This is a genomic window from Tundrisphaera lichenicola, from assembly GCF_051175385.1.
Classification (GTDB): Bacteria; Planctomycetota; Planctomycetia; order Isosphaerales; family Isosphaeraceae; genus Tundrisphaera; species Tundrisphaera lichenicola.
Genome location: NZ_CP195106.1, coordinates 4,720,502 through 4,733,558, shown reverse-complemented (window position 1 = coordinate 4,733,558; position 13,057 = coordinate 4,720,502). Strand labels below are relative to the sequence as shown.

At 66.5% G+C, this 13,057-nt stretch carries 10 protein-coding genes; 3 read left to right on the top strand and 7 right to left on the bottom strand.

The genetic code is table 11. The features are described 5' to 3' along the window. Window positions 1-10: 10 nt before the first annotated feature. Both P12x_RS18615 and epsC read right to left on the bottom strand, forming a co-directional pair. Complete coding sequence (locus P12x_RS18615; protein ID WP_435006046.1) at window positions 11-574, bottom strand: Uma2 family endonuclease; 564 nt, start codon at window positions 572-574, stop codon at window positions 11-13. A 17-nt stretch (window positions 575-591) separates the two neighbouring features. After that, on the bottom strand, window positions 592-1,548 hold the full coding sequence (gene epsC, locus P12x_RS18610; protein ID WP_435006044.1) for a serine O-acetyltransferase EpsC: 957 nt from the start codon (window positions 1,546-1,548) through the stop codon (window positions 592-594). A 250-nt stretch (window positions 1,549-1,798) separates the two neighbouring features. Between epsC and P12x_RS18605 the strand changes: the two genes are divergently transcribed. From P12x_RS18605 to efp, 3 genes are all read left to right on the top strand, one after another. Then, window positions 1,799-5,377, top strand: coding sequence for a PVC-type heme-binding CxxCH protein (locus tag P12x_RS18605; RefSeq protein WP_435006043.1), 3,579 nt, complete (start codon window positions 1,799-1,801; stop codon window positions 5,375-5,377). A 43-nt stretch (window positions 5,378-5,420) separates the two neighbouring features. After that, window positions 5,421-6,479, top strand: coding sequence for a methyltransferase (locus P12x_RS18600; RefSeq protein WP_435006041.1), 1,059 nt, complete (start codon window positions 5,421-5,423; stop codon window positions 6,477-6,479). Between the two features lie 207 nt (window positions 6,480-6,686). Next, window positions 6,687-7,250 (top strand): elongation factor P, encoded by a 564-nt coding sequence (gene efp / locus P12x_RS18595; protein WP_435006038.1) that lies wholly within the window; start codon window positions 6,687-6,689, stop codon window positions 7,248-7,250. 30 nt (window positions 7,251-7,280) lie between these two features. Here efp and P12x_RS18590 read toward each other — a convergent pair whose 3' ends face one another. Genes P12x_RS18590 through P12x_RS18570 form a run of 5 tightly spaced genes read right to left on the bottom strand, consistent with a single transcriptional unit; the run spans window position 7,281 to window position 13,021 of the window. Beyond that, window positions 7,281-9,041 carry a histone deacetylase family protein gene (locus P12x_RS18590; protein WP_435006036.1) on the bottom strand — a complete coding sequence of 587 codons (1,761 nt, stop codon included), beginning with the start codon at window positions 9,039-9,041 and terminating at the stop codon, window positions 7,281-7,283. 12 nt (window positions 9,042-9,053) lie between these two features. After that, window positions 9,054-9,548, bottom strand: a complete 495-nt coding sequence (locus tag P12x_RS18585) for a GNAT family N-acetyltransferase (RefSeq protein ID WP_435006035.1) — start codon at window positions 9,546-9,548, stop codon at window positions 9,054-9,056. Then, entirely contained in the window at window positions 9,535-10,557 is a 1,023-nt protein-coding gene (locus P12x_RS18580; protein WP_435006034.1) for a D-alanine--D-alanine ligase family protein, read from the bottom strand. The genes P12x_RS18585 and P12x_RS18580 overlap by 14 nt, the downstream gene beginning before the upstream one ends. Further along, complete coding sequence (locus tag P12x_RS18575; protein ID WP_435006032.1) at window positions 10,554-11,600, bottom strand: D-alanine--D-alanine ligase family protein; 1,047 nt, start codon at window positions 11,598-11,600, stop codon at window positions 10,554-10,556. The genes P12x_RS18580 and P12x_RS18575 overlap by 4 nt, the downstream gene beginning before the upstream one ends. Then, window positions 11,597-13,021 carry a KamA family radical SAM protein gene (locus P12x_RS18570; protein ID WP_435006029.1) on the bottom strand — a complete coding sequence of 475 codons (1,425 nt, stop codon included), beginning with the start codon at window positions 13,019-13,021 and terminating at the stop codon, window positions 11,597-11,599. Before P12x_RS18570 ends, P12x_RS18575 begins: the two co-directional genes overlap by 4 nt. Window positions 13,022-13,057 lie beyond the last annotated feature (36 nt).

Below are 13,057 nucleotides of genomic sequence, written 5' to 3'. Positions count from 1 at the left end.
CCGGTTCGATTCAGTCCCGTTCCAGCCAACTGAATAGCTCATCGAGTGGAAGCTCGAACCCGGGCAATACATCGTCGCCCGAAAGGACACCTCCGGATTGAAGGATGGTTGAACGCCGACGAGGCCGGAGGACCGTCACGGTTTCCCGGATCAGATGGATCAGCCAACCGATGCGCATCCCGTGTCGGGTGGCGAACCGGAGGCGAGTTGTTTGATCGGCCACCGTTTGCCCTGGAGAAATAATCTCCACGGCAAGGTCGGGCGCGGCCAGTACATCCGGCGCCTCTTCGGTCCGGGTAAAGCCGGGCATTCTCGCATGAACGTAGAACGAAATATCAAAAACAAGAGAGACGCCGCCGAAGGTGCAACGCATTTCCGTACCCGCTCGCCCCAACCTCCGAGGCCGTGCAAATTGATTGAGGTAAGCACAGAGGTCAGGTTGGAGATAGCTGTGGGGGACCTTCGGCGACATCTTCTGGATCACCCTGCCCTCGAAGTACTCGAGGGGCGGCCTGACTTCGGGGAAAGTGAGGAAATCCTCGACTGAAAGAAGATCCAGGCTAGGCGGATTCATGGGAGAGTTCTCTCGCCTCAAATCTGATAATCGAGCCCGCCCGCCCCGAGATCCGCCACGCCGCCACGAATCCGGAGTCGGGGATCCTCGATGGTGATCACCGTGTGAGGGGCGACCGACCGGGTGATCCAGGCGGAGGAGCCGATGACCGAGTCGTGGCCGATCACGGTCTTGCCCCCGAGAATCGTGGCGTTGGCGTAGATGACCACCCCGTCCTCGATGGTCGGGTGCCGCTTGGTCCCCCGGACCAGTTCCCCGGTCGTCTCGTCGCGGGGGAAGCTGAGGGCCCCGAGGGTCACTCCCTGGTAAACCTTGACCCCTTCGCCGATCCGGGTGGTCTCGCCGATGACGACGCCGGTCCCGTGATCGATGAAGAATCGAGGGCCGATGGTGGCCCCCGGGTGGATGTCGATCCCGGTCTTGGCGTGGGCGTACTCGGTCATCATCCGGGGGATCAGCGGCACGCCCAGGCGATAAAGCTCATGGGCGATCCGGAAGACCGTCACCGCGGCGACTCCGGGATAGCAGAAGAGGATCTCGTCGAGCCCCCGGGCGGCGGGGTCGCCCGCGTAGGCGGCCCGGGCATCCTCGGCCAGGACCGATCGGAGCGAGGGGATCGATTCGAGCAGTCGGACCGCCGCGAGCTGGGCGTCTCCCTCGAAGTCGGTCTCGAGATCGCGGGCGGCCTCGCAATCGTGCCTCAAGGCACGCGCGATCTGGATGGTCAGGCGGTCGTGCAGGCTATCGATCAGGTCGCCCACGTGGTAGGCGACGTTCCCCATGTGGAGGTTGTCCCGACGCCCATAACCGGGATAGAGGATCTCCCGAAGGTCCTTCAAAATCTCGACGATCTCGCGATAGCTCGGCAGCGGCGAGTGGCCGAGATGGTGGACCCCTCCGCATTCCTCGTAGGTTTCGACGATCCGCTCCGTCAGCAAAGGGAGCGTTTCCTTGAGCCGCAGGTCGGTGGACATGTTCGGACGGATCTCCCGGCTGACAGGTCGCTTGGGCGTCTCGAAACGACCGATTCGGCGAAATCGGCGGACCTGGGTGGTGTGCTCGAGGAAGGATGGTCGATTGTAAGAAGAGACCGATTGATGGTCAATCGGGCCCGGGCCGTCCAGCCCTCCCTAATCTAGCCTCGGGCTGGACTTAGGCACGACGTGCCGCCTTGAAGACGATCCGGCCCTCCCCCCATCGTCCCCGAGCCTCCCGAGGTCGTTCATGATCCTTCGCCCTGACCTGACCCGAACCTTCGACCGGCTGATCGGCCTGGTCGTCGTCGCGATCTCCGGCCTCTTCCCTCCAGGCCCGGCGATCGGATCCGCGGGTCGCGAGGGACTGGTCGAGCTAGGAACCGCCGACCCTCGACTGAAAGGATATCATGTCGCCAAGGGCCTGAAGGTCCGGGTGGTGGCCGATGGGACGAGGATCGCCGACCCGGTCGCGATGGCCTTCGACGACTCGGGCGACCTGTTCGTCGCCGAGTGGCGCCCGTCCGGTCCTAACTTCGATGCCTGGGACACCCTCTCCTTGCCCGGAGGCGGTAATACTCGGGTTCGCAAGACTCGGAAGCCGTCGGTTGACCTCATCAGGAGGCTCCGAGATATCGACGGCGACGGCGTCTATGAGTCGAGCGAGATCGTCCTCGACGGGGTGGAGATGCCGACGGCGATCCTACCGCATCAGGGGGGCCTGATCCTGGCCAGCCTCGGTCGGCTCGAACGGTGGACCGACCGGGACGGCGACGGAACCTTCGAGACGAGGCAAGTCCTGGCCGATGGATTCCCGGCCACGGGCAGTCAATCCCTCGGAGGGTTGACCCTCGGCACCGATGGTTGGCTCTATCTGACGGCCGGAGACGGCGAGTCGAATGTCGTCGGTTCGGACGGTTCGCGGGTCGGACTCTCCGGGACCGGCGGGGTTTACCGATGCCGACCCGACGGGTCGCAAATGAGCCTGTTCGCCCGAGGATTCCGCGACCCCTCGCGAGGGCTGGCCTTCGATCCGGCTTCCGAGCCCTGGCTCCTCGACGAAGGGACCGCCGACGGGACGAAGTTCCAGGGGGTCCGGCTGATCCGCCCGATGGAGGAGGGGGACCATGGCTGGAGGCTCGGGACCGACCGGGACGGCCTGCTCGCCGACTTCGACCGGGGCGCGGCCGATGGAGAACGGCCGGGGAGGCTCGGGGCGGTGGCCCGGCTGGGACGGGGTTCTCCGTCCGGACTGGTCTTCTATCGAGGGTCGAGCCTGCCCGAGCCCCTTCGAGGGGCCATCCTCTATCCCGACACTCATCGGAAATCAATCCAGGGGATCAAGACCGGGGAAAAGTCGGGAAGGAATACCCTCCTCGGCGAGCTGACACTGGTCGCATCGGACGATCCGCAGTTCCGGCCCGTCCAGATCGTCGAAGGGGCCGACGGGGCCATTTTCGTCCTCGACCGGCGAGCTCCGAGCGGTCGGATTCTCCGGCTCAGCTGGAGCGGGGACAGGGCGACCCCGGCCTTCCCGGCCCGGCCCAACCACTGGAAGCGCGTCCTCGAAGCGACCGATCAGCAACGACTCCTCCAGATGATAACCGGTGCCGATCGGGCCGAGGCCGAGCGGGCGCAGCGAGAGGCGGTCGGGCGGGGCCCTGAGGCCCGAACGACACTCCTGACGCTCGCCGGGAAGGTCGGGGCTCCCCTGCATTCCCGGATCCTCGGGCTCCAGGGAGCCCGGCAATTCTGGGACGACGAGGTGGAGAAGGCCTTCGTCAAACTTCTCGGAGACCCCGAGCCCGCGATCCGACGACTGGCCGCCCAGGGCCTCTCCTGGGAGGCGAAGCAGGCCGATCCTCGGCTCGTCCCCCGGCTGGCCCCCTTGCTGGACGACCCCGATTGCCGGGTGGTCCGCGAGGCCGTCCTCGCCCTGGGCCGCCACGCCGAGCCCAGCCCCAGGGCGACCGCCGCCTTGCTCGTCCGGCGACTGTACGCCCACCCCGAGTTCGATCGATCCGTTCAAGACGCCTTCCTCCGATCGCTCGAACGGATGGGAGTTGTCGGCGTCGACGAGGTTTCGCTGGCGGTCCGGACGAGGACCGGGACCGATCGATCGAGGGCGGTCTCGCTCTTCGCCGGGTTCCGATCGGCCCCCGCCGCCGACCAATTGATGAGCCTGATCAAGATCCCCGACATCGGCGAATCCGAGCGACTGGTCCTGATCCGCCAGTTCCGCGACTTCCCGGCCGAGGTCTCGCCGCCGACCGGGCCGCTGGCCGACTGGGTGATTGGCCACTCCGAGGCCGCGCCTGCGCTGAAACTCGCCGGGCTCGACGCCTGCCTCCTGGCCGGGAACCCGGCCTCGAATTTGGTCTTGGCCCTGCTCGACGACAAGGATTCTTCCGTCCGCCGGGCCGCGATCCGGGTCGCGGCTGTTTCGAAGCCCCCCGGCGCCCTGGCCCGACTCTCGGACCGACTCCGGGAAAAAGACCGATCGCCGATCGAGAAACGTGAGATCGCCCGATCCCTGGGCCATTCGGGACCGGAGGCATTCGCCGCCCTCGACGAGACCTTCCTGGCCTCCGACGACCCGGTCCTCCGCAAGCTCGCGATCCGATCGATGGCGACCATCGACTGGAACCGCTCCCTGCCCGCCCTGGAATCGGCCCTGACCGGCAGAGACCCCGTCGTCAGGTCCGAGGGGATCCGGATCCTGGGCGAATCGTCGGCCACGGCGGCCATGCTCGGCAAGGCCTACCAGGCCCGGGCGATGGGCCGGGAGAACCTGCCCGCCGTCCTCCAGGCACTCCGGATCCATGAGTCGCCGGAGATCCGGGCCGTCCGCTCCTCGATCGAGGAATCGGCCTCTCGCGAGACCCCCTCGATTACCCATGCCGAGATCCGCGAACGCCTCCCTCGGGATGGCGACCCCTGGTCGGGGCTTGGCCTCTTCTACCGAGATTCGGTCAACCGATGCTCGGCCTGCCACGCGATCAAAGGTCGGGGCGGGACGTCCGGCCCGGACCTCACGCTCGGTTCGCAACTTCCCGATCCCGGCCGGATGATCGGGGCGATCCTCCGGCATCCCTCCCTCAAGCTCGGTCCCGAAGCGGCCAGGCCCAAGGACAAGGACAAGCGGGCCGAGGTCGATCCCGACCGCGATCCCGCCCTGGGGAGGACATCGACCGGGGCCGCCCCGACGCCCCATCCGGGTCGATCGGCCATCGAACTGACCACGGACGAAATCATCCACCTGGCCGCGTTCCTCCTGAGCAAGCCGGCCCAGGATTCCCTCGAGCGGGGACCGAGAACCATCGACAAGGCCCTGGTCGCCGGACCGTTCGAACGCGGGGCCGACAAGCTCCGAATCCCGCTCGATCGGGTGGACCTCGCCCGGCCCCTCATCGGCCAGGATGGGCTCCCGACCGAGTGGTCGATGCTCGAAGCGGACGACTCGGGGACCTTGAGCCTCCGAGGTGAGTTCGGATCGAAGCCGGGCCGGGCCTACCTGGCCGTCCAGGTCCGGTCGGATCGAGAGCAGTCCGCCGCGCTCCGGTTCGCGATCCGAGGGGCCGCCCGAGTCTACCTCGACGGGGTGAAGGTCGCCGATTCCGAAGGACTCGACTCCTCGGCTCCCTTCCCGCATCGCCTTCTCGCGGAGCCCGGCGAACCCCAGCCGCTCACCGAACTCGCCCACCTGCCCCTGAAAGTGGGCTGGAACCTTTTGATCGTGGCCCTCGACCGCGACTGGGATTCCGACGCCCGAGTCGGCCTGGAAATTGCTTCGCCCTTGCCCGTGGAGCTGCGGCTGCCCAAGAATTGAGGATCGGGGCCTCGGCCCCCTTCGATCCCAGGGAACCCGACCCATGACACCGCCCCCGATGGTCTCACCGATGCTCGACCCGACCCGGATCTTCGAGATCTTCCGGGGCAATCACGGGACGGAATTGCTGACGGCGGCCGTCGCCCATTTCAAGGTCTTCGACCGTCTGGAACACGGGCCGTTGACCTTCGACCAGCTCCGATTGGAGCTAGGGCTGGCCGACCGCCCGGCCGTCGTCCTGGTCACGGCCCTCCGGGCGTTCGGACTCCTGGCCGACGACGAGGAAGGGCGCATCGGCCTGACGGAGCTGGCCCGCGACCACCTCACGCCCGGGGCATTCTTCGACGTGAGCGGGTACGTCGGCCTGGCCGCCGAGGCCCCCGGGGTGGTCGAGATGATCGAGCGGCTCCGGACCAACCGCCCGGCCGGGGCGGCGGCCGACGAGGAGGGGGCGGCATTCATCTTCAAACCGGGGATCGAATCGGCGATGGAGACCGAGGCCTCGGCCCGATCCCTGACCCTGGCCCTGGCCGGTCGGGCCCGGAATGTGGCCCCCGTCCTGGCCGAGAAGTACCCCCTGGAAGATGCCCGATTGCTGGTCGACGTCGGAGGCGGCACCGGGATCTACAGCATCGCCTGGCTCCTGCGTCATCCCCACCTCCGGGCGATCGTCTGGGACCGTCCCGAGGTCCTCAAGGTGGCCGTCGAGATGGCCGAATCGTTCGGGGTCGCCGACCGACTGGAGGCCCGAGCCGGCGACATGTTCCAGGACGACATGCCGGAGGGGGCCGATGTCATCCTCCTGTCCAATATCCTGCACGACTGGGACGTCGTCGACGGCACGGTCCTGGTCGCTCGATGCGCCTCGGCCCTTCGCCCCGGGGGACGCCTCCTGATCCATGACGTCTTCCTGAACGATGCCCTCGACGGCCCGTTGCCGATCGCCCTGTATTCGGCCGCCCTCTTCCGGCTGACCGAGGGCCGGGCCTATTCCGCCGGGGAATACCGGGGCTGGATGAACGACGCCGGAATCATCCCCGGCGAGGTGATCCCCACCCTGATCCATTGCGGCGTCCTGCCAGGAGTCAAGGTCACCGATTGAGACCTCGACCGGGATGATCCCGAATCCGCAACGCCTAGCCATCCCGGGAAATCCCTGCTCAAGCTTCCCCAGAATCCGCGATCTTTATGGCGGGCCGCCCGATCAAGTGGTCTGGCATCGCGAACCGGCATCGGTTAGTGTCACATTCGGTCGTCCGAGGAGAGATCGAGCTATTTCGCACAGCATCCGGGGGTTACGCATAACGCCATGATGATCAAGGCCACCGACATCCGCCGCGGGATGGTCATCACGATGGAAGGGGTCAACTTCGTCGTGGTCGACTTCGCGCACCATACCCCGGGCAACCTTCGCGCGATGGTCCAGACGAAGCTCCGGAACATGAACACCGGCTCGTTGATCGACAAGAGGTTGCGGTCGGTCGACCAGATCGACGTGCCGTACGTCGAGACCAAGGAGTACGAATACCTCTACTCCTCGGGCGACGAGCACGTCTTCATGGACACCACCACCTACGATCAGCTCAGTTTCTCCCCCGAAATCCTCGGGACCTCCATGCAATACCTGCTGCCCAACAGCAAGGTCATGGTGATGCACGTGGCCGACAAGCCGGTCTCCATCGAGGTGCCCGCCACGATCGAGCTGACCGTCGTGGACACCCCGCCTTCGCTCAAGGGGGCGACAGCCACCAATCAGTACAAGGAAGCCACGCTGGAGACCGGCCTCAAGGTGGGGGTTCCCCCCTTCGTCGGCCCCGGCGAGAAGATCCGGATCGACACCCGGACCGGCGAGTACGTCGAGCGGGTGAAGTAACGATCGGAGAACATTCGGGCGAGGCGCGTTTTATCTGACCGATCTACCGATCCGTCGCCCCAGGGCTCCCGCGCAGACCCCGGTGAGCATCCGGACGGCATTCCGGCCGAGGAATCGGATGTTGTACCCCCCCTCCTGGACCAGGAGGGTGGGATACTTCATCGCCCCGATCCTCCGACCAACCTCGAAGAGTCCGTCGGGCGTCAGGCTCCAGGAGCCGGTCGGGTCGGCCTTGGCGATGTCCAGCCCCAGCGAGACGACCAGCGCCTCGGGCTGGAACTTCCGGACGACCGCCAGGGCCTCGTCCAGTTCCTCCAGGTACCGACCGTCCAGGACATCCTCGGGCAGCGGGAAGTTTCGGTTGAATCCCTTGCCTTCCCCCTCGCCGATCTCGTCGGCGAATCCCGAGAAATAAGGGTAGGCGAAGTTCGGGTGGCCGTGGATCGAGACGGTCAGGACGTCGGACCGCTCCCAGAAGATATCCTGGGCCCCGTTACCGTGGTGATAGTCGATGTCGAGGATCGCGACCTTGCCGCCGAGCTTGGTCCGGAGATACTGGGCCGCGATGGCCCCGTTGCAGAAGTAGCAGAATCCGCCGTAAGTGTCGCGTTCGGCGTGGTGCCCCGGGGGTCGGCAGAGGCTGTAGACCAGAGGCTCCCCCTTCACGATCTCGGCGGCCCCCGATAGCGCGACGTTCACCGCGGCCCTCGCCGCCTTGTAGGCGTCCTTGCTCAGGGGTGTGAACGTGTCGATGCAATAATAGCCCACGCGACGGCGGCGGTCGTGGGGCGGTCGGTCGGCCCTCCGGATCGGGAAGACGTAGGGATAGACGAGTTCCCCCTCGGGCAGCTCCAGGCAGTAGTCGCGGACGAAGTTGACGAAGTCGGCGTCGTGGACCGCGCGGATCGGACCCTCGCCGAAGTTCCGGACCTTGAGACGTTCGACATCGGGCAGTTCCTCGACCGCCTTGAGGATGACGTCGACCCGCGCCGGTCGCTCGACGTAGCCTCGCTCCCGGACGTGGTGCAGCGAGTGCCGGGCCGAGCAGAAGACCTTGAGCGGCTGGAGCCGCCGCGGGATCTTGTACGCCTTCTCCTCGGGCGACGCATAAAGCGGCTTGCGGATCTTGACCGGATCATCCGCGACCGACGCGAGGACCTGACGGACGTAATCGGAGTCGGCCGCGTAGTTGTATCGGAGGGTGAGGATCGCCTCCATGACCTTCTTGACGGCCTTGGCCCCGAGCGGTTCGGCCCGGTCGAGCGGGTCGTAGAGCAACCTCGGCTCGGGCGGCTTGCCGGGGCGGATCGGCTGGTCGTACAGGGTCCCGATGATCGGCCGGGCGTCGTACCGCTCGTAGAACTTGAGCCGGTTCTTGTTGGTCTTCAGGATGGCCGGGGTGGCGACCTGGGGCGGGTCGTCGGTGGGAACTTCCAGGAAGAGGCCCTTCGCCCCTCGGGCCATCAGATCCTGCCGGAGCGCCTCGTAAAGCCCGCCGCCCAGCCCCCGGCCGCGCTGTTCGGCCTGGGTGACGATGAAATCCAGGTACGCGTAGCCGAGCCATTCGAAGTGGTCGGCGAGCGCGAAGCCCATCACCCGGTCGCGCGGCCCGTGGGCGATCAGGAGGACCGTGGGATAGACCCTCGTCGTTTGCTCGGCGAGCTTCTTCTCGACGTAATCCGGGACGTCGGCCAGGTCGGGAAAGGCGGCCACCAGGAGGGCCTGGACCTCGGCAATACTTCGACGATCGTGCTCGCGGTGAGTCCCCAGCACGTGGCTGATCCGGAACATCGAGGGCCATCCTTATTGTTGGTCGAGCCGCTTCCCGTAGATGAGCCGGTCGTCTCCTGCCCGATAATAGTCCTCGATCCGACCGAGCAGGCGATACCCCCTCCGGCCGTAGAAGGCATGGGCCGGGGCGTAGGGCGGTGTCGAGGAGGTCTCGGCCACGAGCCATCGACCCCCGAGCGAGACCACCTCATCGACCACCGCCTGCTCGATCCGAGACGCCACGCCCGAGCCCTGGGCCTCGGTGTCGACGGCGATCCAGTAGAGGTCGAACGTCCCCTGGGTCATCGGGACCGGGCCGAAGCAAGCGAAGCCGACGACCTCTCCATCAAACTCGGCGACCGACCACCGATAGTCGGTCGATGGGCCGGGATTCAAGGTCTCGTCGACCAGTTCCAGCCCGACCGCCACCTCATCTGGTCGGAAGGCACCCGACGATTCGAGGATTCGCGCGACTTCGGGACGATCGTCCGGTCGAAGCTCGCGGAGGGTCCATTCACCCTTGGGCATGACTGTTCCCCCGGTCCCGGGCCTGCCGGACGAGCCCGGCGAGCGTGGTTTCGTAGCCTCTACCCGAGGCCAGGAGGGCCCGAGCCCATCCGGCTCCCGGGCCCAGGTCGGGGTTGGGATTGACCTCCAGGATCATGGGCGAGCCTTCTGGATCGAGCCGGAAGTCGACCCGGGCGTAATCCCGGCAACCGGTCACCCGGAACGCCTCGACTGCCAGGCCGGCCAGGCGATCGGCCAGGAGCGGCTCGACCTCCGCCGGACATTGGGGCCGACTGCCCAGGTCCTCCGCCGAACCGACCGACCACTTGGCGTCGTAGGTCAGGATCGGCCACGACCCATCGGGCATCCGAAAGACGATCTCGGCGACCGGCAGGGCCTCGGCTTCGGGGAGTGCGAGGACCCCGACATTGAATTCGCGACCGGGCAGATAGGCCTCGATCAAAACCGGGCCGCCGTGGCTGACGCGAAGCCGGGCCACGGCCTCGATCATCTCCTCGGGCGACTCGGCCACGCTTCGCTGGTCGATCCCGAGGCTGGCGTCTTCGCCTTCGGGCTTGATGATCGCCGGCCAGGGGCCGTTCCACTTCGGGACCGCCTCGCCCGGATGGGCCACGACCGAAAGGGCGGTCGGGAGGCCGGACCCTCGGAGGATTGCCTTTGTCCGCCCCTTGGAATGGCAGAGGGCCTGGGCCTCCGGGGGGCAGCCGGTGTAGGGGAGCCGCAGGAGTTCGAGGAGCCCCGTCACGTAAGCCTCGCCGATGCTCAGACCGCCGAACCCCTCAATGAGGTTGAAAATCACGTCGGGGACCGGGTTGGCCAGGAGGCCCAGGACCTTGCCAATCGGCGGCGATGCCGGGACCGGCCAGGCCTCCAGGCCCTCGCGAGACAGGGCATCGGCCACCACGCGGGCCACCTCGACGACATCGGCCTCGGAGGCCGAGTCGGGATGGTCGGTCGGGAGGATCGGGGCATTGAACAGGACGGCGACCCGGCTCTTGCGACGGCTCACGAGAGGCCCACCCTGGTCAGGCTCGCGTGCAGTATCATGCGAATCAGATCAGCATAGCCAATTCCGTGGCCTTCGGCCAGGATGACCAGATCGCTCGTCACCGGGGCCAGACCCGGCAAGGGGTTGGCCTCGATGAAGTAGGGGACGCCGTCGCGGACCCGGAAGTCGATCCGGGCAAAGTCGCGACAGCCGAGCGCCGAATACGCGTAGCATGCATCCAGGGCCAGATCGGCCACGACGGGATCCGGCAAGTCCGGGGGAGCTTCATAGGAGACGCGGTTCCGCCAGTCTCGCTTCACTTCCAGGGAGTACACGAAACGATCGTCCGGCTGCTTCGGGACGATGCGCATCGCCCCTATGGCGTATGGAGACCGGTCGTATTTGCCGATCACGCCGACCGTCACCTCGTCGCCCGAGATGAACTCCTCCGCGAGGATGGGTTGGCGATAGTCTCGGATGAGCCTCCGATAGATGGCGATCGCTTCCTCGGCGTCGTCGGCGATGCACCGGTCCCGGATGCCCTTGCTGGATCCTTCGAAGGCAGGCTTGAAGATCAACGTACTTGCAGGTCCGCCGGGTTTCAGACCGTTGTATTCTCCGAAGATCCCCTTGAGGACCACCTCGCTGAATCCGGGCCTCCGATCGTCGAAGGTCCAGCTCCTGGGAAACTTCACTTCGGACTCGGTCGCGACCAGGCGCTTGGCCACGCTCTTGTCCAGGCACGCCGCCAGCGTCAGGGGGTCCGAGCCCGAATAGGGAATCCCCAGCATCTCCAACGCGGCCGGGACTCGGGCCTCACGACATCGGCCGACTCCCTCCCCTTCGGCGATGTTGAAAACAAAGTCGGGCGGGTCGGCCAGGACCTTTTCCAGGAAGTCGCGACCATCGCCGAGGAGGACCACCTCATGACCCTCGCCCCGGATCACCTCGGCGATGGCCTCGACGGTCTCGGGCTTGTCGAACTCCTCGAACCGGTCGTCCGGCCCTTCGAGGGGAAGGGCCGGGGCGACCGGGGCGAGGTCGAAGGCGATCCCGATCTTCACGAGCCATTCTCCCGATGGGAGTGGCCATTCGTGCCGTGACCGTTGCCATTGCCGTTCAGATGAGGACCCTTGACGGCCAGCGGGGGCCGGGCGGCTCGCCTGGCGTGTCGAGGATTCCCCTCGGGAATCAGGACCTCGGCCTTGCCCTCGAGGAGGCCGCTGACTCCCTGGGTCACCACCGCGGATGGGGTCTCGGGAGGTTCGCCGGTCGGATGATAATGGACGATCATCCCTTCATAATTCCGGAGGACGACCGAGTCGTTCGAGGCCGAGAGCAGGTAGTTCGGCATCAAGGGGATCTTGCCGCCTCCCCGGGGGGCGTCCACGACGTAGGTCGGCACGCCCAGGCCCGAGATGTGCCCGCGCAGGCCCTCGATGATCTCGATCCCCTTCCAGACCGGCGTCCGGAAGTGTCCCGCGCCCGTGACCGGATCGCAATGGAACAGGTAATAGGGACGGACCTTGATCCGGAGCAAGGCCCGGCAAAGCTCCTTCTGGACGGCCAGGCTGTCGTTGACCCCTTTCAACAAGACCGCGTGGTTGTTGATCGGCATCCCCGCCATCCGGAGCCGCTTGCAGGCCCTCGCCGATTCGGGAGTGACCTCTCGCGGGTGGTTGAAGTGGGTCTGGATCCAGATCTTGTCCGAGGCGGACAGGATCTCGATGACCTCGTCGTCGAAGAGACGCTGCGGGAGGGTGACGGGCACTCGGGTGCCGATCCGGATGACGTCGAGATGCTCGATCGCGGAGAGGTTCTCGACGAAGAACGCGAGCTTCTCCGTCGGGAGCGTCAGCGGATCGCCCCCGGAGACGATCACGTCGCGGATCTCGGGATGATCGCGCACATATTCGACCATCCGTCGATCATCGCGGGAGACCGAATCCCAGCCGCCGCGCTTCATCGTGGCCCGCTTGCGGGTGCAGAACCGGCAATACATGGTGCAGACGTGGGTCGTCACCATCAAGGCCCGGTCGGGATACCGGTGCGTCAGGCCGGGGACGGGCGAGTCCTTGTCCTCGTCCAGCGGATCGTCTTCCTCGGTCCCGGTCGCGCCCAGGAGTTCCAGGGGTGAGGGGACCGACTGGAGCCGGATCGGGTCGAGGAGGTCTCCTGGATCGATCAGCGAAAAGTAATACGGCGGGATCGCCAGCTTGTACTGGGTGGTGAGGATCCCGAGTGCGACACGCTCCTCGGCGGAGAACGGGAGCAGCTCGGCCAGTTGCCTGGCGTTCCGGACCGCGTTCTGGGATTGCCAGCGCCAGTCGTCCCACTGGGCGTCGGGGACGTGATCCCAGGCGGGATGTCGGGGAGTGTTGGGGCCGGGGGTCGGCCCAAAACTGGGAGGTTCATCGCCGTCCGGGATCTCGGTCCCGGGGGCGATGACGACGGCGGAGGACGAGCAGCCCGCGGGTTCGCTCATCGGATTTGCCTGACCCTCGGAGAGAAGTGGGGAGGC